This is a genomic window from Methylophaga sp. UBA2496 (assembly GCF_002341635.1).
Taxonomy (GTDB): domain Bacteria; phylum Pseudomonadota; class Gammaproteobacteria; order Nitrosococcales; family Methylophagaceae; genus Methylophaga.
This window is the reverse complement of record NZ_DDOK01000007.1, coordinates 353,364-378,871: the sequence shown is the minus strand read 5'-3', so window position 1 is coordinate 378,871 and position 25,508 is coordinate 353,364. Positions and strand designations below refer to the sequence as shown.

General features: G+C 47.2%; 27 protein-coding genes. 13 read left to right on the top strand and 14 right to left on the bottom strand.

Annotated elements, in window-relative coordinates; translation table 11 throughout:
• Positions 1-4: 4 nt before the first annotated feature.
• Positions 5-763: a Nif3-like dinuclear metal center hexameric protein gene (locus B2W60_RS11730; protein ID WP_292360371.1), complete on the bottom strand. Its 759-nt coding sequence runs from the start codon at positions 761-763 to the stop codon at positions 5-7.
• A gap of 72 nt (positions 764-835) precedes the next feature.
• Here B2W60_RS11730 and B2W60_RS11725 point away from each other — a divergent pair, with 72 nt between their 5' ends.
• Positions 836-1,510 carry a DUF4126 domain-containing protein gene (locus B2W60_RS11725; protein ID WP_292360373.1) on the top strand — a complete coding sequence of 225 codons (675 nt, stop codon included), beginning with the start codon at positions 836-838 and terminating at the stop codon, positions 1,508-1,510.
• On the opposite strand, the gene B2W60_RS11720 is transcribed toward B2W60_RS11725, so the two are convergent.
• On the bottom strand, positions 1,507-2,340 hold the full coding sequence (locus B2W60_RS11720; RefSeq protein WP_292360375.1) for a CheR family methyltransferase: 834 nt from the start codon (positions 2,338-2,340) through the stop codon (positions 1,507-1,509). The genes B2W60_RS11725 and B2W60_RS11720 overlap by 4 nt on opposite strands.
• Positions 2,341-2,441: 101 nt before the next feature.
• Here B2W60_RS11720 and B2W60_RS11715 point away from each other — a divergent pair, with 101 nt between their 5' ends.
• The 4 genes from B2W60_RS11715 (at position 2,442) to cynS (ending at position 7,040) form a co-directional block, all read left to right on the top strand.
• A complete protein-coding gene (locus B2W60_RS11715) occupies positions 2,442-3,308 on the top strand; it encodes an SDR family NAD(P)-dependent oxidoreductase (protein ID WP_292360376.1) in 867 nt (288 codons plus the stop codon).
• 138 nt (positions 3,309-3,446) lie between these two features.
• Entirely contained in the window at positions 3,447-5,513 is a 2,067-nt protein-coding gene (locus B2W60_RS11710) for a putative bifunctional diguanylate cyclase/phosphodiesterase (RefSeq protein WP_292360377.1), read from the top strand.
• Positions 5,514-5,696: 183 nt separating this feature from the next.
• Entirely contained in the window at positions 5,697-6,524 is an 828-nt protein-coding gene (locus tag B2W60_RS11705) for a formate/nitrite transporter family protein (protein ID WP_292360378.1), read from the top strand.
• A 75-nt stretch (positions 6,525-6,599) separates the two neighbouring features.
• Positions 6,600-7,040, top strand: coding sequence for a cyanase (gene cynS, locus B2W60_RS11700; protein WP_292360379.1), 441 nt, complete (start codon positions 6,600-6,602; stop codon positions 7,038-7,040).
• A gap of 41 nt (positions 7,041-7,081) precedes the next feature.
• On the opposite strand, the gene B2W60_RS11695 is transcribed toward cynS, so the two are convergent.
• The 5 genes from B2W60_RS11695 to B2W60_RS11675 form a co-directional block, all read right to left on the bottom strand.
• Complete coding sequence (locus B2W60_RS11695) at positions 7,082-7,930, bottom strand: formate/nitrite transporter family protein (protein WP_292360381.1); 849 nt, start codon at positions 7,928-7,930, stop codon at positions 7,082-7,084.
• Between the two features lie 218 nt (positions 7,931-8,148).
• Entirely contained in the window at positions 8,149-10,734 is a 2,586-nt protein-coding gene (gene clpB / locus B2W60_RS11690) for an ATP-dependent chaperone ClpB (protein WP_292360383.1), read from the bottom strand.
• Positions 10,735-10,887: 153 nt separating this feature from the next.
• A complete protein-coding gene (locus B2W60_RS11685) occupies positions 10,888-11,568 on the bottom strand; it encodes a lysophospholipid acyltransferase family protein (protein ID WP_292360384.1) in 681 nt (226 codons plus the stop codon).
• On the bottom strand, positions 11,565-12,191 hold the full coding sequence (locus B2W60_RS11680) for an L-threonylcarbamoyladenylate synthase (RefSeq protein ID WP_292360386.1): 627 nt from the start codon (positions 12,189-12,191) through the stop codon (positions 11,565-11,567). Before B2W60_RS11680 ends, B2W60_RS11685 begins: the two co-directional genes overlap by 4 nt.
• Positions 12,192-12,260: 69 nt before the next feature.
• Positions 12,261-13,091 carry a PHP domain-containing protein gene (locus B2W60_RS11675; RefSeq protein ID WP_292360387.1) on the bottom strand — a complete coding sequence of 277 codons (831 nt, stop codon included), beginning with the start codon at positions 13,089-13,091 and terminating at the stop codon, positions 12,261-12,263.
• Positions 13,092-13,143: 52 nt separating this feature from the next.
• Here B2W60_RS11675 and B2W60_RS11670 point away from each other — a divergent pair, with 52 nt between their 5' ends.
• The 4 genes from B2W60_RS11670 to B2W60_RS11655 are packed head-to-tail and all read left to right on the top strand — an operon-like array spanning position 13,144 to position 16,482.
• Entirely contained in the window at positions 13,144-13,737 is a 594-nt protein-coding gene (locus tag B2W60_RS11670; RefSeq protein ID WP_292360388.1) for a septation protein A, read from the top strand.
• Positions 13,737-14,036 (top strand): YciI family protein, encoded by a 300-nt coding sequence (locus B2W60_RS11665; RefSeq protein ID WP_292360389.1) that lies wholly within the window; start codon positions 13,737-13,739, stop codon positions 14,034-14,036. The genes B2W60_RS11670 and B2W60_RS11665 overlap by 1 nt, the downstream gene beginning before the upstream one ends.
• Complete coding sequence (locus B2W60_RS11660) at positions 14,033-14,302, top strand: BolA family protein (RefSeq protein ID WP_292360390.1); 270 nt, start codon at positions 14,033-14,035, stop codon at positions 14,300-14,302. Before B2W60_RS11665 ends, B2W60_RS11660 begins: the two co-directional genes overlap by 4 nt.
• 8 nt (positions 14,303-14,310) lie before the next feature.
• Complete coding sequence (locus B2W60_RS11655) at positions 14,311-16,482, top strand: PilZ domain-containing protein (RefSeq protein ID WP_292360391.1); 2,172 nt, start codon at positions 14,311-14,313, stop codon at positions 16,480-16,482.
• Between the two features lie 43 nt (positions 16,483-16,525).
• Here the strand turns inward: B2W60_RS11655 and pmbA are convergent, their stop codons facing one another.
• The 7 genes from pmbA to B2W60_RS11620 are packed head-to-tail and all read right to left on the bottom strand — an operon-like array spanning position 16,526 to position 22,007.
• Complete coding sequence (pmbA, locus tag B2W60_RS11650) at positions 16,526-17,851, bottom strand: metalloprotease PmbA (protein WP_292360392.1); 1,326 nt, start codon at positions 17,849-17,851, stop codon at positions 16,526-16,528.
• Positions 17,848-18,258, bottom strand: a complete 411-nt coding sequence (locus tag B2W60_RS11645) for a M67 family metallopeptidase (protein WP_292360393.1) — start codon at positions 18,256-18,258, stop codon at positions 17,848-17,850. The genes pmbA and B2W60_RS11645 overlap by 4 nt, the downstream gene beginning before the upstream one ends.
• On the bottom strand, positions 18,259-19,017 hold the full coding sequence (locus B2W60_RS11640; RefSeq protein WP_292360395.1) for a HesA/MoeB/ThiF family protein: 759 nt from the start codon (positions 19,015-19,017) through the stop codon (positions 18,259-18,261).
• 37 nt (positions 19,018-19,054) lie between these two features.
• Entirely contained in the window at positions 19,055-19,879 is an 825-nt protein-coding gene (gene prmC, locus B2W60_RS11635) for a peptide chain release factor N(5)-glutamine methyltransferase (protein WP_292360397.1), read from the bottom strand.
• A gap of 31 nt (positions 19,880-19,910) precedes the next feature.
• Complete coding sequence (locus B2W60_RS11630; RefSeq protein WP_292360398.1) at positions 19,911-20,951, bottom strand: response regulator; 1,041 nt, start codon at positions 20,949-20,951, stop codon at positions 19,911-19,913.
• A gap of 19 nt (positions 20,952-20,970) precedes the next feature.
• Positions 20,971-21,282, bottom strand: coding sequence for a DUF3301 domain-containing protein (locus B2W60_RS11625; RefSeq protein ID WP_292360399.1), 312 nt, complete (start codon positions 21,280-21,282; stop codon positions 20,971-20,973).
• The gene (locus B2W60_RS11620) at positions 21,279-22,007 is read right to left on the bottom strand and encodes a 16S rRNA (uracil(1498)-N(3))-methyltransferase (protein ID WP_292360400.1); all 729 of its coding nucleotides are present in this window, start codon (positions 22,005-22,007) and stop codon (positions 21,279-21,281) included. The genes B2W60_RS11625 and B2W60_RS11620 overlap by 4 nt, the downstream gene beginning before the upstream one ends.
• A 95-nt stretch (positions 22,008-22,102) precedes the next feature.
• On the opposite strand from B2W60_RS11620, the gene B2W60_RS11615 reads away from it, so the two are divergent.
• From B2W60_RS11615 to waaF, 4 genes are read left to right on the top strand one after another with little or no spacing between them, the layout of a single operon-like run.
• Positions 22,103-22,903 (top strand): inositol monophosphatase family protein, encoded by an 801-nt coding sequence (locus tag B2W60_RS11615; protein ID WP_292360402.1) that lies wholly within the window; start codon positions 22,103-22,105, stop codon positions 22,901-22,903.
• The gene (pgeF, locus tag B2W60_RS11610; RefSeq protein WP_292360403.1) at positions 22,896-23,636 is read left to right on the top strand and encodes a peptidoglycan editing factor PgeF; all 741 of its coding nucleotides are present in this window, start codon (positions 22,896-22,898) and stop codon (positions 23,634-23,636) included. The genes B2W60_RS11615 and pgeF overlap by 8 nt, the downstream gene beginning before the upstream one ends.
• A gap of 38 nt (positions 23,637-23,674) precedes the next feature.
• The gene (locus tag B2W60_RS11605) at positions 23,675-24,481 is read left to right on the top strand and encodes a ZIP family metal transporter (RefSeq protein ID WP_292360405.1); all 807 of its coding nucleotides are present in this window, start codon (positions 23,675-23,677) and stop codon (positions 24,479-24,481) included.
• 6 nt (positions 24,482-24,487) lie between these two features.
• The gene (waaF, locus tag B2W60_RS11600; protein ID WP_292360407.1) at positions 24,488-25,507 is read left to right on the top strand and encodes a lipopolysaccharide heptosyltransferase II; all 1,020 of its coding nucleotides are present in this window, start codon (positions 24,488-24,490) and stop codon (positions 25,505-25,507) included.
• Position 25,508 lies beyond the last annotated feature (1 nt).

Here is a 25,508-nt window from a genome sequence, read left to right as displayed (position 1 = left end):
TCCATTAAACCGGATTATCAATATCGATAAAATGATGTTGCAAATCAAAGTGCTCCGCAAGATGCTCACCTAAGGCCTTGGCGCCATATCGTTCAGTGGCATGATGCCCCGCGGCAATGTAATGAATTCCAAGCTCCCGGGCTAGATGCGTGGTTTGTTCTGAGGCTTCCCCGCTGATAAAGGCATCCAGACCTAACTCTGCCGCCTGCTGAATATAACCTTGTGCGGCTCCTGTACACCAACCAAGGGTATTGATATCGCGATTATGGCCGGCAATCGTTGTGGGCTCACGTCCAAGCCGGTTGGCAATAAACGATGAAAATTCACTTAACGATTGCGCCACTTTTAAACAACCGCACAACCCAATAGCGGGTTCTCCGGTTCCTGAAATACGACCATCAACTTCAAGATCCAGTATTTTGGCTAACTGCGCGTTGTTACCAAGCTCTGCATGCGCATCTAAAGGTAGATGGTAGGCAAACAGATTAATATCCCGGGTTAACAAGGTTTTTAAGCGCTGGTATTTGAGCCCGGTAACCGCTGGCGCTTCACCACGCCAGAAATAGCCATGATGTACCAGTATTGCATCAGCATTATTGGCTACTGCTGCATCCAATAAAGCCTGACTTGCCGTGACACCGGTCACCAGGATGTTAATCTGCTGTTTACCTTCGACCTGTAATCCGTTTGGACAATAGTCCTGAAATCTTGATGGTTCCAGTAACTCATCAAGATAGGCGAGCAGCTCTGTTCGGGTTATCATCCAAATTACTCCACATAAACTCCAAGGTCTGATTATCCAGACCCTCGCCACTATAACAAACAGGAGTCTTAAATGGATGCTGTGAGTATTATTGCACTGAGTATGGGGGCCGCCTGGGCCAGTGGCATCAACCTGTATGCTGCCGTTTTTATGCTCGGTTATATGGGATCAACAGGTCATATTGTCTTACCGGATGAGTTACAGGTACTCAGCGATCCATTAGTGATGACCGCCGCCGCTGTCATGTATTGCGTAGAGTTTTTTGCTGATAAAGTTCCGGGGGTCGATACCGGCTGGGATACCCTGCATACCTTTATCCGTATTCCGGCAGGAGCCATGTTGGCGGCCAGTGCTGTAGGAGATGTCAGCCCCGCAATCGAACTTACAGCGGGTCTGCTGGGAGGCAGTCTGGCTGCAGCCACACATGCCACTAAAGCGGGTAGTCGATTACTGATCAACACCTCACCAGAGCCATTCAGTAACTGGGGGGCCTCCGTAACGGAAGACTTGCTGGTGATTGCCGGCCTGTGGACAGCGCTTACTTATCCAATCTGGTTCCTGGCCGCGCTTGTTATTTTTATCGTGTTAATGATATGGCTACTGCCGCGTTTATGGCGGTTAATCAGAACAGTATTGCAATATATCGGAAGTTGGTTGGGGTGGTGCGAAAAACCGGAAACATCCTCTACAGCGAAAACGGCCGAACCGACAATGGTGAAGTCTGTAACAGATAAAACGGAAAGTTAACGGCGACGATATACCACACCATGCGGCGTGCGTTGCAGGTCAAATGCTTCGGTATAGCCGCTAATAGTCTCAGATGCCCCTAAAAACAGGTATCCGCCCGGATTCATTGCCTGGGCCAGTCGGGTCAGGATGTCCGTCTTGCGTTGCATTGAGAAGTAAATCAACACATTACGACAGAAGATCACATCAAAGCGGCCGAGACCAGTGTAGTTCTGTAACAGGTTCTGTTCTCTGAATTGCACCCGCTGTTTTATTTCATCAGTAATTTGCCAGCGTCCTTCGAGCTGTTTGAAAAACTGTTGGCGTCTTGCCGCAGAAAGTCCCCTGACCAACGCATGTTCCTCATAAACACCTCGCCGGGCCAAAGCAAGCATACTGTTAGAAATATCGGTCGCAATGATCTGCGTACTTTTCAGGCGACTGTCTGGTTTCTTGCGTGTGTATTCACTCAAAATCATGCTGATGGTGTAGGGTTCCTGGCCTGAAGAGCAGGCCGCCGACCAGATTTTACAGGGTGAAGTAATCCGGGTTTCCAGGTCAGCCAGAGTCATCTTTTCAAAGACTTCAAATGGTCCACCATCTCTGAACCATGAGGTTTCATTGGTCGTCATCGCGTCGATGACCGAATCACGTAAATGACGTGGATGACCACGTTGAATGGCGTTTAGCAGATCGGCTACCGACGGAATGTTCTCATCGCGTAATAGTTTAGTGAGGCGGCTGACAATTAAATATTGCTTACCATCACCTAAAACAATGCCGCAGGCTTGTTCCAAAAAAAGTCTAAACCGTTCGTAATCGGCCTGACCAATGTCGTTTCCTTGTAACATACCTGCGTTTTGCCCACCTTAATGATTCGGTCTATAGCATTTAGCGGTCAATGTGCTTAAATGTTTAGCCGTTATAATTTAACCATACTCTGATTGCTTATATGTCAAAAAACAAGCCAAATATGACACGTCGTAATATTTTGATCACCGGATGTTCAAGTGGCATTGGTTTGGCAGCCGCTCAAATATTACACCGCCGTGGCTACCATGTGATCGCTACTGTAAGGAAACCTGCAGATCAATCCATGCTCTGTGAAGCCGGCATCAGTAGTTTGTTATGCGATTTGAATAACAGCGCAGCTATCCGGCAGATGGTTGAATCGGCGTTAAAAGCCTTCGATGGGCGAATCGATGTGTTATTCAACAATGCCGCCTATGGCCAACCCGGCGCAGTGGAAGATCTATCACGTGAAGCAATGCGAGATCAATTTGAAACCAATGTGTTTGGTACGCAGGAGCTGACCAACCTTGTTATCAGACAAATGCGACAGCAGGGATTTGGCAGAATTATCTATAACAGCTCGGTATTAGGTTTAATCGCGCTACCTTATCGTGGTGCATACAATGCCAGTAAATTTGCCATAGAAGGCCTGGCTGACACGCTAAGATTAGAGTTGAAAGGCACGGGGATAGATATTTCTCTCATTGAGCCCGGACCGATAACCAGTCACTTCCGGCAAAATGCCTTTGTAAAATTTCAACAGCATATTGATAAAAATAACAGTGCTCATCTGAGCAACTATAACGCGATGGAAAGGCGTCTGTTAACGCCTGGGCCAACAGCACCTTTCACCCTTCCAGCAAAAGCTGTTGTTGATAAATTAGTACATGCAATTGAATCAAACCGACCTAAAATACGTTACTACGTTACCTTTCCGACCTACTTATTTGCCTATCTCAAACGCGTATTGCCGGCCAGTGGTTTAGATTGGGTATTGAATCGGGTTTCTCGTGGTGAACAACGTTAAGTAGTCTATATTTTTTCAGCTAATTGATATGCCATAATCGTCTGCATAATACTTCCCATGGACGTGATTAAAATGGCCAGGATGTCAAAACGCCAACTTCAGTGGAAAACCGCTCTGAGTATTTTTTTAGGCAGCTGTTTGACCGGGCTTATTATTCTGATACTGATTGGCTATTTACACTTTCAGCATGGTCATTTTGAAGCGTCACAGATCACCCGCATTTATCTACTGCCATTTTTGCTTATTACAGGCTTTTCAATGGCATTAACGTGGTGGGTATTACACCGACTCTCCCAACCTTTAACACAGATTGAACAGATATCGCTGGCATTACCATTACTGTCAGCAAAAAAATATCAGCAAGCCCGCCAGTTATTATCAGAAAACATCAGCAGCAGCCTCGATCAGGAAGTCGTTGACCTGTCTCATCTTACACACCAGCTGATAAATGTGCTGGATCATCTTGATCAGCACAGGCGGCTACGTAACCAACAGGTACAGATTAAAAATCGTGAGCTGCGCAAAGATCGTGACTTCATTAAAAGCCTGCTCGATACCGCCCAGTTAATCGTTATAACCATCAACAAACAGTTTGAAATTTCGCTGTTTAATGACTATGGCGAAAAAATAACGGGATATAGCAAAACTGAAGTTCTCAATTCCAATGTCGCCAGAATGTTTCCTGCCAGTCACTGGACTGAGGCCAATATCCATTTTAATGAATTACTGGCGGGCCATCAGCGTATTGCACAACAGGATGCCGAACTCATTGATAAAAGCGGGCTTATCCGCCAGATTTCCTGGTTGCATTCACGATTGGAGCACGACAATCAACAAGCCGTAATTTTATCGGTTGGCCTGGATATGACTGATAAAAAAGAGGCTGAAAAACGTATCGTCTGGATGGCCGAACATGATCCGCTGACCGACTTATGCAATCGCAGAAAATTTATTGAGGAGTTTGAAAAATCCTTGCGGATGGCGATTCGTTATCAGCATCGCAATACTTTGCTGTATCTCGATTTGGATCAATTCAAAGATATTAACGATACCAGTGGTCACCGCGCAGGGGATGAACTGCTGATTCTGGTGGCCCGGGCGCTCAAACGGGTCACTCGTTTTACCGATCTCGTTGCCCGGTTGGGTGGAGATGAGTTCGCAATATTAATGCCGGAAAGTGATGCTGAGGGTGCTATTACTCTGGCAAAGAAGATAATCAATGAACTAAGCACCATTCAGCTTGAATACGGTACGGTTCATCATAAAGTCTCAACCAGTATCGGCATTGTGCATTTTCCATTGCAGGACGCCAGTATCCATGAGTTGATGGGGTTTGCGGATTTGGCAATGTATCAGGCTAAAGCGATTGGCAAAGGCAGTTTCCATACATTCTCGGTTGACGATCGCACGCGTGAGCAACTCCAGGCTCGAGTTTTATGGAAACATCGGATTGAACAGGCGCTTGAACAGAATCTGTTTGTGTTGTTTTATCAGCCCATTCTCGAATTGCAATCCGACAAAATAGAACATTACGAAGTATTGATCCGTATGCGGGATCCGCAGACGGGTGAGATGCGACTACCCGGTAAATTTATTCAGATTGCCGAGCAAGTCGGTTTGATTCAGCAAATCGATCATTACGTTATCAGGCATGCGCTAAAACAATTAGGCGCATTACAAAAACTCGGACGAAAAGTCACCTTTGCAATCAATTTATCAGGGCTGGTGATTGATACCTCGATATTATTGCCGCTTCTGGAAGATGCCATCACTGACTATGCTGTGGATCCCAAAGGCATCATTTTCGAAATCACCGAAACCGTTGCCGTCTCCAACCTGCAACAGGCCAAAGCGATGATGCACGCCATTAAAGCATTGGGATGTCAATTTTCACTGGATGATTTCGGAGTTGGATTTTCGTCATTTAACTACATGCGTGAACTGCCTGTCGATATCATCAAAATTGATGGCATATTCATTAAAAATCTCGATAAAAATGCCGATGATCAGCTTTTTGTCAAAGCCTTGGTAGATGTCGCCAAAGGACTGAACCGGAAAACCACTGCAGAATTTGTTGAAAACACAGACATACTGGCGCTGCTCAGAGGTTATGAGGTTGATTTTGCACAGGGATATTATATCGGTCGGCCACAGCCCGATTTGCTTGATACCGTTGTCTGGACTAATTCTTCATTAAACCAATAGTATTCCTGATACTGCGCTTCATGCTTGTGCATGCATTTCGTTCATCCGATACAAATTGGTGCAAACACCCTCTCTTCAGTAGCACATAAAAACAATAAGTAATTGATATTGTTAAACAAATAAAGTTAGGCATAAAACATGCAAACTGCTTACCTGTTTACATCAATTCTATCTGGAGTTTTTATGTCTTATCTCATACCAAGTGAATTCACCAAAAAAATGGTCGATGCCGGTGAAGCCAAGCTCAAAATGGCTACCCGGGACGTACTGATACGATCCTATATGGCAGGAGCTATTTTAACTCTGGCCGTCGCATTTGCTGTCACCACTGCCGTTCAGACGGGTTTGCCGATTGTTGGTGCTCTAGTTTTCCCTGTTGGCTTTGTCTTATTGAATTTACTCGGTTTTGACTTGTTGACCGGTGTATTTGCCCTCGTTCCATTAGCGTTATTGGATAAAAGACGCGGCTGTACATTCAAAGGGATGATGAAAAACTGGCTGCTGGTCGGTTTGGGTAATCTCTTAGGTGCATTAACCACCGCTTTATTAGTAGGCATCGCCTGGACATTTGCATTCACCACTGAACCGGGCGCCGCAGGTCAGGCGATTGCCAAGGCAGCCGAAGCACGAACCTTAGGATTTGCAGCACATGGTGGCGCGGGTTGGTTAACCGTCTTTGTCGCCGGCATTCTATGTAACTGGATGGTTTCAACGGGTGTGGTTGGCGCCATGTTATCCAATTCAGTTGCCGGCAAAGTCGTGGCCATGTGGCTACCGATTGCAGTGTTTTTTGGATTGGTGTTCGAACATGCCGTAGTCAATATGTTCCTGTTCCCTATGGGAATGCTGATGGGTGCGGATATCACTATCGCTGACTGGTTATTGTGGAACGAAATCCCGGTTATCTTCGGTAATCTGGTGGGCGGTCTGGTACTGACTGGTGGGATGTTGTACGCGACGCATTACAAAACCGGTGCACCTACTGCCGAATTTTCAGAAAAAATGAATTAATTTCCTCGTTGGCCTGGCATCTGTTATGGGTGTCAGGTTTTTTATCCAAATACAAACAGACATCCTGGAGTAACAATGAATAAACTTGCTATGACGCAAGCCATCATGGTGGCAAAAGAGACTAAAGAAATGACTTGGGAAAAAATCGGTGAAGCCATTGGCATGTCACCGGAATGGACGGCATCCGCCTGTCTCGGCATGAACAGTATGCCAGTCGAAACAGCCAAAAAACTATGTCAGGTAATGGACCTGGGTACTGAAGTCGAGCTGGCTTTGCAAAAGTATCCTAACAAACAATGGGAGCAAACCGTGCCCACCGATCCATTGCTTTATCGTCTTTATGAAATGATGTCGGTTTATGGGCCGACCATTAAAGAAATTGTCCATGAAAAATGCGGTGACGGCATTGTCAGCGCGATTGACTTTGCGATGAATATCGAGAAAAAACCCGATCCCAAAGGGGATCGGATTGTGATTACACTGGACGGTAAATTTTTACCTTATAAGTCCTGGTAATCATGCTGAAAGGTGCACTGTATAAACAGTGCACCTGATTTCTAGCGATTTGGCCGTGCGTAAACATAAACAAGATAATAGGCCATCGCCACAAAGCCTGCTCCCCCGACAATATTGCCCAGGGTGACCGGGATAAGATTACCCATCAAACCCGCAAAATCCAATGTGGCCAGCTGTGCCGCATCAAAATGTCCTGCCGCCACAATGGCTTGATCAGTTGCCGCAATCATCGCAATTGGAATCATGTACATATTGGCGACGCAGTGTTCAAACCCCATAGCCACGAAGCCTGAAATAGGGAATAACACGGCCATCACCTTATCCGTCACACTGCGAGAGGCATAAACCATCCAGCTGCCTAAACAGACCAGTACATTGCAGAATAACCCCCGGACAAAGGCTTCGGTGACAGAATGATCGACTTTAACTAAACCGGATTTTATCGCTGTGACCCCCACTCCATAATCACCATCGGTCAAATACCCCGATAAATACACCAGATAAACTGTCACCAGCGCCCCGATCAGGTTACCGACATACACAATGCCCCAGTTCCGCATGAGGGATTTGAAACTCACCTGTCCCTTGGCGTAAGCCATCACCACCAGCGTATTACCGGTAAATAATTCAGCCCCGGCAATGACCACCAGAATAAAGCCCAACGCAAAAACCAGCCCACCGACTAACCTGGCCAAACCATAGGCATCACCGGCATCGGTCATCACTACCGTGTAATACATCGCAGCAAACGAGATAAACGCACCCGCCATCAGCGACAGAATGACCAATGGAATGAGTGACATATTGGCCTTGTCAACACCGACGGTTTTAACTTTTTCCGCGACTTCCGCTGGCGTGAAGGCATCGACAAACTTGCCGAAATCAGACATGAGTTGGGGCCCTATGAGAATTGGGAGAAAAGTTTGGCATTATATCAGTGACTTGTAATGCTTTACAGGAATTACCTTCCCGGAATAAGTGATGATTATTAAGGTTTACTGCCTGAACAATCCGGGCTTTTTAATTTTTCCAACAGAAAACTGAACGTTGAATAAAAAAATACCGGGCTGTGAAATGTTTCGCCAACCCGGTATTCGCCAGGTTTCACTTAGTGTCTCAACTCACTGGTAAAAACCAGCTCCTCATCCTGGACATCCACTTTGATCACTTGCCCTGCCACGAAACGACCTGATAATAAAGCCTGAGCCAGCGGGTTCTCCAGTTCATGCTGAATCACCCGTTTCAATGGGCGCGCACCGTAAACCGGATCAAACCCGGCTTCGGAGAGCATATCCAACGCCGCATCAGATAGTTCCAGTCCCATCTCTTTTTCTGCCAGACGTGCACGCAAATGTTCCAGTTGAATATCGGCAATGGCACGAATTTGCGATTTTTGCAGCGGATGAAATACCACAACATCATCCACACGGTTAATAAATTCCGGACGGAAATGTTGTCCGACAATTTCCATGACGGCATTTTTCATTGTCTCGTAATTATCTTCACCGGCCATTTCCTGAATCACATTGGATCCGAGATTGGATGTCATGACAATCACCGTATTTCTGAAATCCACGGTGCGCCCCTGACCATCAGTCAAACGACCATCATCCAGTACCTGCAGCAGGATATTAAATACATCCGGATGGGCTTTTTCGACCTCATCCAGCAGAATGACTGAATAGGGTTTACGTCGCACGGCTTCAGTCAGATAACCGCCTTCTTCATACCCCACATAACCGGGAGGTGCGCCCACCAGACGCGCCACCGAATGTTTTTCCATAAACTCGGACATATCTATGCGCACCATGGCTTCTTCGGTATCAAACAGGAAGGTTGCCAAAGATTTACATAGTTCGGTTTTACCGACACCCGTAGGCCCCAAAAACAGGAAAGAACCATTCGGACGATTCGGATCTGATAAACCGGCACGGCTGCGGCGGATAGCATTCGCAACCGAATTCACCGCTTCGTCCTGACCAATTACCCGCTCGTGCAACGCTTCATCCATTTTCAGTAATTTATCGCGCTCACCTTCCAGCATTTTGGAAACCGGAATACCGGTCCATTTGGAAACCACTTCGGCGATTTCTTCTTCACCAACCTTGTTTCTCAGCAGCGTGAATTCCTGCATTTCCGCCTGAGTGGCAATATCCAGCTGCTTTTCCAATGCCGGAATACGGCCGTATTGCAGCTCGGACATTTTTTCCAGATTACCGCTTCGGTTGGCCGATTCCAGCTCCAGACGTGCCTTTTCCAGCTCTTCCTTGATGTGCTGACTGCCATGTAAAGCCGCTTTTTCCGACTTCCAGACTTCTTCCAGATCGGTATATTCGCGCGCCAGCTTTTTCATCTCGGTTTCCAGCGTATCCAAGCGTTTTTTGGAGGCTTCATCCGACTCTTTCTGCAAGGCAACACGTTCAATTTTTAATTGGATTAAACGTCTTTCCAACCGATCCAAAACCTCCGGTTTGGAATCAATCTCCATACGAATCCGACTGGCCGCTTCATCAATCAGATCAATGGCTTTATCCGGCAAATTCCGGTCGGTGATATAACGATGCGATAAGGTGGCTGCAGCAACAATAGCCGGATCAGTAATATCTACGCCATGATGCACTTCATAGCGTTCACTCAGGCCACGTAAAATAGCAATGGTTGATTCAACACTGGGCTCTCCCACCAGCACTTTCTGAAACCGGCGTTCAAGGGCGGCATCTTTCTCAACATATTGACGATATTCATCCAGCGTGGTGGCACCGATACAATGTAATTCGCCCCGCGCTAAAGCTGGTTTCAGCATATTGCCTGCATCCATTGAACCTTCGGCTTTACCGGCACCGACCATGGTATGAATTTCATCAATAAACAAAATGATCTGTCCTTCCTGTTTAGATAGATCACTCAACACTGCCTTTAGGCGTTCTTCGAATTCTCCACGGAATTTGGCACCCGCGATCAGGGACCCCATATCCAGTGACAAAACGCGTTTGTGTTTCATGCCTTCCGGCACTTCGCCATTGACGATACGCTGAGCCAGACCTTCAACAATCGCGGTTTTTCCGACACCCGGCTCACCGATTAACACCGGATTATTTTTGGTGCGGCGTTGCAAAACCTGAATAGTGCGACGTATCTCATCATCCCGACCAATGACCGGGTCCAGTTTGCCGCTTTCGGCACGGGCCGTCAGATCGATAGTGTATTTTTCCAACGCCTGCCGTTGTTCTTCAGCATTTTGATCAGTCACGCGTTCGCCCCCACGAATTTTATCAATCACGTTATTAATATTGGTTTTGTTAGCACCATGTTTACGGAGCAACTCACCGGTCTGATTTTTTTCTTCAACTGCAGCCAAAATCAGCAGTTCACTGGAAATAAATTGATCCTGACGTTGCTGCGCCAGCTTATCGGTTTGATTTAACAAGCGGTTCAAATCAGATGAAATACGAATATCACCATTGCCGCCCTCAACCTGAGGGAAACGCTTTAACTGGGCTTCAAGATCCGCCTGATAGGCTGGCACATTGACACCACTTTGCGCCAATAATGGTTTTACCGTTCCCCCCTGCTGGTTCAATAATGCCAACAATAAATGAGCAGGCTCTATTACCTGGTGATCACGGCCAACGGCCAGACTTTGTGCCGCCCCCAGTGCTTCCTGAAATTTGCTGGTGAGTTTATCGATTTGCATCGTCGTAATATCCCTGTAAAAAATAAGTTAATTACAAAATGGGGGGTATCGAATCAGAAATCAAGTGAACGTCATCAGAAAAAGATGACCATATTGAAAAACAACTAAGCTGTTGAATTAATTTTGATTATAGTCAGTTAACCAAACATCTCGCTATGGATGTTTACTATTAACAGGCGTCTCAATCGCCACACTAATATCCTGCAGGCATTGCAGCATAGATTCAGGTGAGCAGATTAATGCTGGTGTCATTGTCAGCTGTACCCGACTCGGAACAAAAGGCGCGGTAAACACTTTACCTTCAGCAGTCACCCCATCAATACGAACCGGAAACACCGGCGCAGCTGACCAGCTCGCCAGACGGCCTACACCGCCTTTGATTTTTCTGGGAGGATCACTATCCAGATGTATTTTTCCGTGGGGAAACAATGCGATCACTTCGCCTTTCTGTAAGGCCCTTAATGCCTGCCTTAAAGCCTGTTCCGGACGACCATTGCGATCAACAGGAATACAACCCGCTTTTTTAAACACCCAGCTAACCAAAGGTCGTTCATATTCTTCACGCGCAATCAAAAAGCGTAATGGTCTTTTGCTGGCGGAGATTAACAACAATGGATCGGCACCTGACACATGATTGGCCACCACTATCGCCGGCCCCGTTTCTGGTAAATTAATTTTTTGTTCTGGCAAACGCTGAATATATCGACAGATAAGACGCGTCCAGCCATCTAACCAGTTAACAGAAGGCCCGCCCCAATCAGCTTCGGCATTTTGCAGCCCGATAATCCAGATAGCGACTGCAATAATAATAATGACCAGCAGATAAACGATCATTCCACCTCAAACGGTGCTGGATCGCCCATACCGACACGAACCACTTCTGGCAAATCATTGATAAACTCGATAACCGTGGTTGGCTCATGGCCACAGGCACCGCCATCAATAATTAAATCGACGTGTTTACTCAACTGATCCGCGATCTCATCTGCCTCTGTCATCGGCATGGTGTCACCCGGAAGAATAAGCGTTGAACTCATTAAAGGTTCATTGAGCTCTTCCAATAAAGCGAGGGCAATATTGTTTACGGGTATCCGCAAACCAATGGTTTTGCGTTTCGGATGTTGCAATCTTCGAGGCACTTCCTTGGTGGCCGGCAATACAAAGGTATAAGGGCCAGGGGTATGTGCCTTAATCAAACGAAATACCGCATTATTAAATTTGGCATAGACCGACAGTTCGGATAAATCTCTGCAGACCAGCGTGAAATTATGATCATCATCCAATTGACGCAATCGACGGATACGATCCATCGCCGCTTTATCGCCCAAGTAACATCCCAGTGCATAGCCCGAATCAGTCGGATAGACCACCAGGCCGCCACTCATAATGATCTGACAGGCTTGTTTTATTAAACGAGGTTGCGGATTATCCGGATGAATTTGAAAATACTGACTCATGTGAAATCGTTGAAACCTTCTTAGTTAATTTAAGGACAGATATACCATAATCCATGTGCTGTGCCTGTTTTACTGCCACAACGTCCATACCGGTTTGCATGAAGCAGGCAGTGGAAGAAAACGTCCGAGTTCGCTCCAGCTTTGATCCGGACTATGAAAGTCAGAACCGCAGGAAGCGAGCAAATCATATTGTTTGGCGAGCGCCGCAACATTTCTTAATTGATCGGGATGTTGATGTCCGGAGCTGACTTCTATCGCCTGACCGCCCGCGGTTTTAAAATTATCAATCAATCGACGCAGCTTGCTGGCCGTCATTTTATAACGCAACGGATGGGCAATAGCCGCCTGGCCACCCGCACCGGTTATCCACTCAACGGCGGATTCCAGATCTGTCCACTGACCCGGAACGTATCCGGGCTTGCCTCTAACCAGAAAGCGTTTGAACACGTCTTTTGTATCAGACGCATGACCTTGTTCGACCAGAAACTGCGCAAAATGCATGCGTCCCAGCATGGTCTTTGAAGCATATTGAGCGGCGCCCTCCAAAGCACCTGAAATGCCGGATTTTTCCAATCGGTGCGCAATTTCTTCAGCTCGTTGCTGGCGATAATCGCGGATTTTGGCTAAACCGGTTTGCAATTTTGCGTTATCAATATCAATGTTAAGCCCGATAATATGGATAGTACTGCTATACCAGCTGACCGAAATCTCCACCCCGGGGATCAGCGTTAATGGTTGCTCTTCAGCCGCCCGAAGCGCTGCTACAATGCCTTCTGTCCCATCATGATCAGTAAGCGCCAGCACATCCACACCTTGCTGAATGGCTCGTTCAACAAGTGCTTGAGGTGAAAGTGCGCCATCAGAGGCGGTGGAATGGCAATGCAGGTCATAGTGCGTCATGGTATTGATTTTACGTTAGAATGTGCCATCACTGTAATAACTGAAAAAAAAGATGAAACTATTTACTGATTTTCTGCCCATTATTCTGTTTTTCATTGCCTATAAATTCGGTGGCGGCGTCTACCATTGGAATGGTCAGGAGTATGAGGTTGCCGGTATCTATGCTGCAACAGCAGTTATGATGGTAGCCACCCTGATACAGGTGCTATGGGGCCAGTTACGCCATGGCAAAGTCGAAAGACAGCACATGATCACGCTTATTCTGGTCATGGTGCTGGGTGGGGCAACCATCTGGTTACAAAATCCGGAATTTGTGATGTGGAAACCGACCGCGGTGAACTGGTTGTTTGCTTTAGCCTTTCTTGGCGCCCGTATATTTACTGATAAAACATTACTCGAACGTCTGATGGCCGCGCACTTGCAGTTGCCAACGGTGGTCTGGTCACGATTAAATACTGCCTGGATCCTGTTTTTTGTGTTTTCCGGCTTTCTTAATATCTATATTGCCTATAACTACTCAGAAGAAACCTGGGTGAACTTCAAACTATTCGGATCATTAATCATTACGGTAGTGTTTATTGCCGGGCAGGCCATCTATCTGTCTCGCCATATTAATGACAATACCAATTCGAAGGATGCATCCTGATGTTATATGCCATCATCAGCGAAGATAAACCCGATAGCTTGCAGCGACGCCTGGCTGCACGACCTGCTCATGTTGCCCGTCTACAGGAATTACAAAACGAAGGCCGTTTAGTGCTGGCGGGTCCACATCCCGTTATTGATAGCGAAGATCCCGGTGAAGCCGGATTCAGTGGTAGTCTTGTGGTCGCAGAGTTTGACGACTTGCGCAGTGCCCAAATCTGGGCTGGAGCAGATCCTTATGTCGAAGCCGATGTGTACAGCAAAGTCACCGTCAAACCGTTTCGTAAGGTTTTTCCATGAGCGCCACTACCCAACAAAAGCTGGAACAGGCTTTACTGAAGCTGCAACCCACACAGTTACAAATTACCGATGACAGTCATCTGCATGCTGGTCATGCCGGCAATACTGGCGGTGGTCATTTCACGGTTTTTATTGTCAGTGAAGCTTTTGCCGGGCTCTCACTAATCAAACGGCATCGGCTTGTTTATGACGCTGCAGCTGAACTATTACCTTCAGCCATTCATGCGCTAAGCATTAAAGCCAAAACGCCCAGTGAATTAAATTAACCAGCCCAATGGCGACGGAAAGCAGCAAATCTCAAAACCAAACCTTTCTGGCACAACTGGAACGTCAACGTTTACAAAAAACCTGTCAACGCATTATTGATTTACGCGGCAAGGTGACTGGAGAATGCCAGCCTTATGAATTCGGTGGTGTCACCCATTATCTGGATGACCGCAGCTATCTTATCCTGAAACAGTTAATTGACCGGATGGAGGGGCATTATACTGTTGGGGTTTATGAAGCATTGATACAAGCTGTTCGTCAGTTCCAGCAACAAACACCACCAGCTTTCGAAGTTGAAGATAATGGCGTTTTACTTATCCGTCTTGATCAGTCGTTAAGGCGGCTGGCACAGCGGGTGTTACTGACGTTGCCCGTCACGATCCGCAATGCTGAGCTGAGTTATCATGCGATGACACTGGATGTCAGTACTGATGCTATACGCGTCAGTATGAAACGGGTAGCCACACTGGAAAAAAACGATACGGTCGAGGTGGGGTTCGAACACTTTCCTGATGCGAAAAGCCCTGAATCCACGCTGATTGCATTCGATATTATCCGTCTGGAGCAGGATGAACAGCGTACATTTGCTGTATTACGATTCAATGATTCTGTTGGTAATGATGTCAGACAAGCCTGGCAAAACTGGCTCAGCAATAAGCAAAAACACAGTTCCACCGATCTGACTAATGAAATTCTCAACCTGACCCAGAATTCACTATTACGTTTATACAGCCGACAGATACCCAGCCTGCTTTGCTGGATAGGTGAACAAAATAATAAACCCGTTGTTACTGCACTTCACAGCAGTACCCTTTGTGACCAGATTTTTATCCATACACCCAACTTACTCAAGCAAATAAAAATACTGCTCTCGCAGATTGAACAAAATCAATTTACCAGTGGCATTTTTGCATTGACTGCAGACCGCATGAGCATTATCGGTCTTAATGAACTGCAACGCCTAAAACAATGCTGGCCATGGTCAGCTGACACGCAGTTATTACATTTCAGCATGATCCCGCTGAAAATCAATGAAGCAGATTACCATCCGAATTTCGACATGATTGCTCAGGTCGATCCGCGTATGGCGGTCGATTTTTCCGGAAAGGTATCCAGTTTAAAACGTCTGCTGCATATAACCGATATTACAGCCTGTCTGGATCAGTTACACCATGACGATACATCACTTGCTGCCGACAGTATTGATATCGACCAGTCAGGTCAGACGAGTATGCTACCTCCGGTCAGCAATCTGAAGCCCTATATTCAACGACAACAGAGCCGCTATACGGTGCTCACACCGGTTAACCTGTTTTTAAACAGCCAGGAGATTGTTTCACAAACCAACGAAGTTTCTATCAACGGTTTGTCTTTATCGGTTGATGCTGATTTGCCGGTGACCATTGGCAGTCGTGTGACATTGCATTTCACTCGTTGGCAGGCACAGCGACCACAGTTAAATTTACGCAGCGTTCCCTATGAAGTGAAACGCGTACAAAAATTTGCCGGACAGACCGAGCTGGGATTGCAGCGACTGGTGACACAATGCCCATGGGCCGTGAATCAGTTTTTTGAAAAAGCGATCAACGATAACCAACATTCATTAGCGCGTCGGGAAGATGATCTAATTCAAATGCAGCATAGCCGCGTGTATCTGGATATGCTGAGCCATACCCCGCTTGATACAGCGCTGTTTTTTGGGTTGGATATTCAGCAAAAACGCGTTTTGCAAGCCGTTGCAGGGTACTCCGAGGTAATAGATGAAACTGACAAAAAACTATGGCAGGTCATCTCCAATGCGATTCCACGGATTACCCTGCAGCTGAAAACCGTCAACACTGAAAACATGGTGACCCAGGCCATGGGATTGTATTGTTACCGCTCCGGGCAGCAGCCATGGCAGATAATCTGTGAGCATGAGCTGCAATCGACAGAGGCCAAAAACCTGCTACTGCACCGACTGTTCAGCTCTCAACATCATTACGTCTTTCATTGTCAGCTGGTCAATAATAAAACCGACTGGCTCCATGATGAACTGGATTTAATCCGCCAGATCAATGCACTACGCAGTCATAGCGCGCATCGCATCAAAAATCTGCGACAGATGTTGGGTTCAATATTTGCCGTCGCCTATCTGACAGATATCACGCAGTTTGTCCGGGATAGCATGCAGAGCTAGGAACTTGTTAATCTCTCATTTACCGCATCTGTTGTGACTGGTTTTACGCGGCCACCATCATTTTATCGATCCAGACCGAGCCGCTACGGATATTACTGCGTAAATCCACATCATTCGCCACGGCCTGAATGCCTTTAAACATATCCTGCAACTGACCGGCGATAGTAAATTCGTCAATAGCGTACTGAATTTCACCATTTTCCACCCAGAAACCCGCCGCACCCTGCGAATAATCTCCGTTAACAATATTGACACCCATGCCCATGGTTTCAGTGACAATCACGCCCTTATCCATCGCTTTCAGCATGTCTTTAAATGACAAATCGTTACTATCCACTGTCAGGTTATGCACACCCCCAGCATTGGCGGTGGTCGTCATGTTCAGACGTCGGGCTGAGTAACTATCCAGAACATAGCCTTGTAAAATACCATCGCGGATAATGTCACGATTCTGCGTTGCGACACCTTCGGCGTCAAAAGCTGAACTGCCTAAGGCTTTAAATAAATGCGGCTGTTCGTGAATATGGATAAACGATGGAAAAATTTGCTCGCCCAGTTTATCCAGCAGAAAACTGGATTTACGGTATAAAGCACTTCCACGAATACCGCCAACCAGCTGACCAAACAAAGAGGAGGCAATTTCACTGGCAAAAATCACGGGATAATGCCCAGTTTCGATTTCACGGGCATTCAGACGCTTCAATGTCTGCTCGGCGGCTTTTTGACCAACAGAAATGGCCGAAGCCAAATCCTGACTGTCACGCGCTACATCGTACCAATAGTCGCGCTGCATTCCCTCCGCATCACGAGCAATTAATGTGCACGACAAACTATGACGGGTAGATTGCGTCTGACCGATAAAACCGTGACTGTTGGCATAAATTCGCTGACCTTCGTGCGATGACACACTGGCGCCTTCTGAATTGCTTATCAGTGGATCAAAATCACGTCCCGCCTGCTCACATTCCATTGCCAATGCAATGGCTTGTTCCGGAGATAACGCCCAGGGATAGTACAAGTGCAGGTCCGGAAATGCGGTGGCCATTAATTCTGCGTCGGCTAAACCGGCAAATTTGTCTTCCTGAGTATGTTTGGCAATACTGCAGGCCATCGCTACCGTTTCATGGATGGCTTCCGGCCGCAAATCAGATGTACTGGCAGATGCTTTACTTTGCCCCAGATACACCGTCACACCCAATCCGGTATCTTTATTGTGTTCCAGGGTTTCAATTTCAGCCTGACGTACATTGACTGATAAGCCCAGGCTTTGGCTGATGCCAACTTCAGCGGCTGTAGCGCCCAGCTTTTTAGCCACATCCAGCGCCTGTTGCGCTGCCGTTTGTAATGTTGATGCGTCCAGTTTACTCATATAATCAAATTTACCTCTTCGATGTTCTGTCCCTGCTTTTGAAAGCCCCGCATTTCCAGAACACCACGTGTATTCAATGAAATTATCAGATACAAAGCCTGTGGATAATCGGCCACATCATCATCGATGACCGACGGTAAGGCAGGCGCATCAGGATGGGAGTGATAAATAGCAAACAGCTCCTGATTGCGTTCTTTCATTTCTTTCAGTGCGGCCAGCTGTTCACTGGCACTCAAGGCAAATAAAACGCTGGCATCCGTTTTGACGCTGTCTATCGGGTAACACATACAGCGTTGCCCATGACAGCCAATTAAGCCGGAGATTTCCTGGCTGGGTGAAAGTTGCGCCTGATGTAATAGCTCATTCACCAATGTGCGAGGTAAACGTATGGTCGTTTTAACTGTCATTTAGCTATTCTCATTATCGTGACATACCGGGCAGGCCGGATCCTGTTTCAAATTTATTTCCCGTATCTGCATGGCCAGGGCATCTACCATGATCAAACGACCACTGAGCGAACAGCCGGTATTGGCGAGCAATTTGAGCGTTTCAATCGCTTGAATCGATCCCATCATTCCCAGCAATGGAGAGAGCACCCCGCTCTCTGCACAGCTTTGTTGAATATCACCACCATTATCGTCGTACAAGCAACGATAACACGGTGCGTCAGCTTGTCGAGCATCATATACCGAAATTTGCCCTTCCCAACGGATGGCCGCCGCTGAAACCATCGGCGTTCTGGTTTTTTTACTGGCCTGATTCAGTAAAAAACGACTACTGAAATTATCGGTACAATCCACGATCACATCAGCCAGATCAGCTTGCTCGATGAGCTCGGACTCACTCAAACGGTGATCGATGGTCTCAACCTTAATCGTGTCATTCAAATTTTGCAAAGTGGCCGCGGCAGAGCTGGTTTTACTCTTACCCACTGTTGACTGACGATGCACGATCTGCCGCTGCAGATTGGTCAGCTCAACCTTATCATCATCCACCAGCACCAGATGCCCGACTCCGGCAGCGGCCAGATATAAAGCGACGGGTGATCCCAGCCCCCCCAAACCGATTACCAGCACCCGGCTATCCAAAACACGTTGTTGACCGGTGATATCAAAATCAGGCAATAAAATATGGCGGCTGTAACGCAGTAATTGTTCGTCATTCATCTGCAGTATGTTACCTCAATTCAAGGCTTGCCGAGCGTTAGCCACGTTTGCCAATCACTACCCGATCCTGCTGCCCATAATCCTGAAACGCTTGTATCTCATTAAACCCGTATTGCTGAAACATACCTTGTACAGCAGAAGACTGATCATAACCATGTTCAATCATTAACCAACCCTCGGGCTTTAACACTCTGGCGGCCTGTTGAACCAGTTGCCGGATATCCTGCAAACCATCCTCGCCGGAAGCCAATGCCGTCAGTGGTTCAAACCGCAAATCTCCAAGGGTTAAATGCGGGTCATCTGAACGGATATAGGGGGGATTGGATACGATGATATCCAGACTTGAGGAGTGCATTGACTCCAGCCACTGCCCGCAAACAAACTGCACGGCAAGCTGATTTTTTTCAGCATTATATTTAGCCATAGTTAACGCCTGCAGCGAATAATCGCTTGCCAGCATCCAGATATCATCACGTTCGGCTTTAATGGCCAAGGCAATAGCGCCACTGCCGGTTCCAAGATCCGCCACCCGCATCCCCGGCTGGATTTTTTCCAATGCCAAAGACACCAGCAGCTCGGTATCAGGGCGCGGGATCAAAGTGTGTTGATTAACGGCAACCTCCAATGACCAAAATCCACGAACACCGGTTAAATGCGCAACCGGTACACCTTGCCGGCGCTGTTCAATCAGTGAAACAAATTGCTGCTGCTCTTCAGCCGTAAGCGTTTGTTCGGGATAGCTGATTAAACGTAACGGCTGACAGCTCAGCACATGACATAACAGGCTTTCGATATCCTTACGCAGGGTTGGACTGATATCCAGCTGAACTCTGGCCCATTGCAGAGCCTCCTGAATGGTCATACTTTTTTAAACCGTTTTTGGCGGCACCACATCAAAACAAATTGATTTGCAGCAGCGCCAATACACCGGCAGCCAGTGCCACCATCAGTAATGCATTGGTCATACGCTGCCGTTTAACCATTTGATCCTGCACGAGCTGCAGTTGCGCCAATGCTTGCTGAAGTGTTTCCAGCGCTGGCGCGGTTGAGTCCGGAACAGCTGCCAGCTGTTCGGCAATCACCTTTTCAATTTCCGGTTGCAATGCGGTCATCAATTGTTGCTGAAGATCCTGCTGCTGACGGGTCAGCCAATGCTCTGTCTGAGAAGCCACCTGTTGTTGCCAATGATTGGACTGATTCAGGTTTTGCATGGCTGTTTCGGCAGCATCGGCGGCTTTTTCGGACAGTACGGTCTGCATTTGCATGGCCTGGGTGGCCAATTGTTGGTCTACCTTGTCTTGCACACCCACACTTATCTGCTCTGTTATTTCTGCTGAAAGCCTTTCGGATAATCCGTTAAGTCTTTCATCGATGAGTTGTCTGACGATATTTTCGGCGATTTGCTGACTGATCTGCTCCGCTGAATCTTGTGACTGCTGCAGCCAGGAAGGTAATACCTGTTGCTCAAGCTGAGCCATCACCTCATCCATTGTTAAAGCTGCTGAAATGTCAGCAGCAGGCTCAGGTACCACTGATTGTTCCGCTTCACCCGTTATTGCTGGAGTACGCAAATCATTAAGTATCATTTGCAGCTGCCGGGCTTCGGGTGGTTTCGATAATAAAGCCAGCACACCACTGTCATGGGCTGATAATTTATCGGCTTCACTGTCATTGCTGGTGCAAAGTACCACCGGAATTGCTTGCCAGCGTAAATCGTTTTTGATCTGGCGGGTAGCAGTGAGGCCATCCATTCCCGGCATCATCAAATCCATAAAGATAATTAACGGTGACTGCTGCGTGGTTTGCAGCCAGGCCAAAGCATCGTCGGCACTGCCCTGTTCGACGACTTCAAATCCAGAGGATTGCAAAAGTTTGCATAACATCATGCGGGCCACACGTGAATCATCAACGACCAATGCAAGCTTGTTTGTCATACCCTCTTCCTCTGATGACTTAACTGAAACGGTGTGGATCCAGCTGGATCGACTTCACGCGTTTTCCCAACATAACGACTTCACCACGATAACGCTGTTGCATATCGCTGGCAAACTCAAAAAAATAGGTTCGTTCAAATTGCATTCTGCCGTTCGAACCACGCCTGAGACGGATTTTTTTCCAGGCCACCGTATCATTGAGAAAACTGACCCCCATCGACTGACAGTATTGACTGGCAACACGACTGGCATGTTCCGCAACCCCACGGCTATCCCACCATAACCAGCCAATCACGGCCAGAATCAGCAATACGATAGTACCGTCATTCATCCTATGTCTCCCCAGCCAGCCTGTACCATGGCCAATGCGGCTGCAGAGGCGGTTTCGGTTCTTAATATTCTTGGACCAAGACAAATACCGGTAAACCCGGCATCATTCGCCCGCGCAATTTCGTCATCACTTAAACCGCCTTCTGGTCCAATCAGTAATGCAATGCGGCTGGCTTTAGTCATACTGGAAAACCCCTGTTTGGCCTCCGGTGCCAAAACCAGTTTGCATTTATCATCGGTATTTTCCAGAGCATCATTAAATGCAGTAATTGGCAATAATTCCGGCAAATAACTCCGACCACTTTGCTCACAGGCACTGATCATCACACCTTGCCAGTGATTCAATCTTTTCTTGGCGCGATCGCCCGAAAGTTGTACATTACAACGCTCCGTCACCACAGGCATAATACGTTTTACACCCAGTTCGACGGCTTTTTGTATGGCATAATCCATCCGTTCTCCGCGTGAAATGCCTTGCATCAACAGAATATCCAGGGGAGATTCGTTATCGGTTGTTATTGGCTGCTGAAGAATGACAGTGGCCTGGCGTTTGTCCACCTGCTCCAGTTGCGCCTGATACTCAAGCCCCTGTCCATCAAACAAGTTCAATAATGCGCCGGGTTTCATCCGCAATACTTGTACGGCATGGCGAAACACTTCATCCGGTAAAAGCATTGGTGATGTCGCAGGCACCAGACAGGCGCAATAAAATCGTGGAACACGCATAAAAAAGCTTCAACTGACAAAATGAATCAGCAGTTTACAGACTGCATCGCAGAGTTTGAATAATTATCCTTACATCGCTGATATACTTTTTATCCATGGATACCGACCTCGCCCAACTGCAGCAATGTCTGACTGAGACCGTTCAGCAACATTTGATGCCTTTATTTACGACTGTCAGTCGTCAATATAAGCACGATGGCAGTGTGGTCACCGTCGCTGACAAATTGATGCAGCAGAAAATGACCGAGGTTTTACAGCGGGATTTTCCCGAGATTAAATTACTCGGCGAAGAAATGACCGTAAACGAGCAGGCTGAACTGTTGAACAGCGGAGAAGCCTTATGGTGTCTGGATCCCATTGATGGCACCAGTAACTTTGCCTCCGGCATGCCTTTCTTTTCCATTTCTCTGGCATTAATTGAAAAAGGTGAGGTCACGCTCGGGGTGGTTTATGACCCGGTGATGAATGAATGTTTTTCGGCTAAAAAAGGGGCTGGTGCATGGTTGAATGGTCAGCGACTTAATGCTGAGATCTCAGGCCTTGCACTGAATCAGACCCTGGCTATCATTGATTTTAAGCGTTTACCCAAATCGCTTTGCCAAAGGCTGGTTGATGAAAAACCTTATGGTTCGCAACGCAGCCTGGGGTCTATTGCTCTGGAATTGTGCTGGCTGGCGGCGGGCCGAGCTCAACTGTATCTGCATGGTCGCCAGCAGATTTGGGATTATGCGGCGGCCCAGCTGATTATTAAAGAAGCAGGTGCCTTTGCCTGTACTCTGGATAACGAGGCCGTTTTCAGTCGAAGTTTAACGCCACGTTCTACCTGTGCAGCCAGTGACGAAAATTTGTTTTCCGCCTGGCGTGATTATCTGCACGTGCCGCGCTGTGATGGCTGATTCTGTTCTAACGGTAAACTGGCCGGCTCCAAAGCATATTAAAGCAATAACCACTACCCGAAACGGTGGGCAGAGCAGAGCTCCCTTTGATTCGCTCAATTTAGGCGATCATGTCGGTGATGAGCCCGCTTTAGTGATTGCTAATCGACAGCGCTTAATTCAGTCCGCATCACTGCCTGCTACACCGTTATGGCTGAAACAGACTCATAGCAGCAATGTTATTGAGGCAAATCAATGGCAAGTCAATGTTGAAGCCGATGCGATTTTCTGTGATTCGGCAAATACCGTCTGTGCCATCATGACGGCAGATTGTCTACCGGTTTTAATGACTGATAAATCGGGTTCGCAGGTGGCTGCGATTCATGCAGGTTGGCGTGGCTTGCAAGCCGGAATCATTGAAAATACGCTGGCTCAATTCAATATGCCATTATCAGAAATTATTGTCTGGCTAGGGCCAGCGATTGGTCCGCAGGCTTTTGAAGTTGGACCGGAAGTAAAATCGGCTTTTATGGCCAGTGATGGCAATGCAGAATCCGCTTTTACTGCAACACATTCAGATCGTTTTTTGGCCGATATTTATCTGCTTGCCAGACAACGCCTATCTGCGCAGGGTGTTACCGCAATCTATGGTGGGGATTATTGTACCTATAGCGAAAAAGACCGTTTTTTCTCCTTTAGACGCGATGGCGTCACCGGGCGAATGGCGTCGCTTATATGGATAGCGGCTGAATAAGGTATGATTTGCGCATTCATTTTCTGTTTCAGGTGCATATGGACTTATTACTCTGGATAATCATCTTCAGTATTCTCGGCGGCTTACTAAGTGTCATAATTGCTTCAAGCTTTCTGCTATTACCGACTCAAACCCGTCATTATGCTGTGCCCCATCTGGTTAGCTTTGCAATTGGAGCATTGCTTGGTGCATCGTTTTTAGGGCTACTTCCCCATGCGATTGAGCATGAATATTTTGTCGATCCCCATCATCTTGGACTGACATTACTCATTGGTTTGTTAAGCTTTTTTTTGCTGGAAAAAATGGTGTTATGGCGACATTGCCATAGCCATCATGGCCATGAGAACATTCCAGAACTTGGTGAAGATCATCATAACCACCAACATGAAGAACCTAAGAAAGCCGCAGGAGCGTTAATTCTTATCGGCGATGGCATTCATAATTTTGTCGATGGTGTATTGATTGCTGCAGCTTTTTTAACGGATGTGCATCTGGGCATTGTTACCGCGCTGGCAATCGCAGCACATGAAATCCCTCAGGAACTGGGCGATTTTGTGATCCTGTTGCACAGTGGCTATACGCGCCGCAAAGCACTTTATTTCAATATGCTTTCCAGTCTGGGAACCGTGGTGGGTGCCGTTCTGGCCTACTTCCTGCTGGCCGATATGCAGCATCTTTTGCCCTACATTCTGGTGGTGGCAGCCTCCAGCTTTGTTTATATCGCGGTGGCTGATTTGATTCCTGGCTTGCACAGCAAAGTGAAACCTTCAGAGACACTACAGCAGATCTCATTAATTGCGGCTGGCGTGATATTTATTTATCTGGCGCACAGCACGCTGCATTAATCATTTATGTCCGTTAAACACGTCATCCTGATCATTGGCCCTTCATGGGTCGGTGACATGGTAATGGCACAGTCGTTATTTGCTGCACTTAAACAGCAACATCCGCAATCTCATATTGATGTGCTGGCACCTGAATGGACTCGTCCATTACTGGCCCGTATGCCCGAAATCCGTGAAGCGATAAGCATGCCGGTAACGCATGGTGTGTTCGGCTGGAAACAGCGGCGCCAGATTGGTCTCGGTCTGCGTCACAGGAACTATGATCAATCCATTGTGTTGCCTAATTCCTGGAAATCAGCGCTAATCCCCTGGTTTGCCAATATTCCACAACGCACAGGCTGGTTAGGCGAGATGCGCTATGGCCTACTTAATGATCCCCGCAAACTGAATAAACAAAGATTACCACTTATGGTGCAACGCTTTGTTGCGTTGGCTCATCCTGCTTCCCAAGCACATATAGCACCCGACTTTCTGCCACCTAAAATGATTGCAGAAGCCGTTTCCAGTGAGTTAAATCCAGCTAAATTGGCTGAGCAAAAACGCTTGGTTTTATGTCCTGGCGCAGAGTTTGGTCCGGCCAAACAATGGCCGACATCGCATTACGCTGCTTTAGGGGAGCTGCTTACTCAGCAAGGCTGGCAAGTATTGATTATGGGCTCCAAAGCCGATGCGGTGACAGGTGAACAAATTGTCGCAGGCATTACCGATAAACAGAATGTCATTAATTTGTGCGGCAAAACCCAGTTGGGTGAAGCCATTGATTTGATTGCCACAGCCGACCAGGTGGTCAGTAATGATTCCGGATTAATGCATATCGCTGCTGCATTGCAAAAACCGCTTATTGCTATTTATGGACCAACGTCACCGGCATTTACGCCCCCCTTATCGGATAATGCCACGATTCTGCAAATTCCCGTGGACTGTGGTCCGTGTTTTCAACGCACCTGCCCCGAAGGGCATCATAAATGTATGCAAGATATCCAGCCTGAACAGGTTTTACGACAACTGCAGTCATCAACGAGTTGAA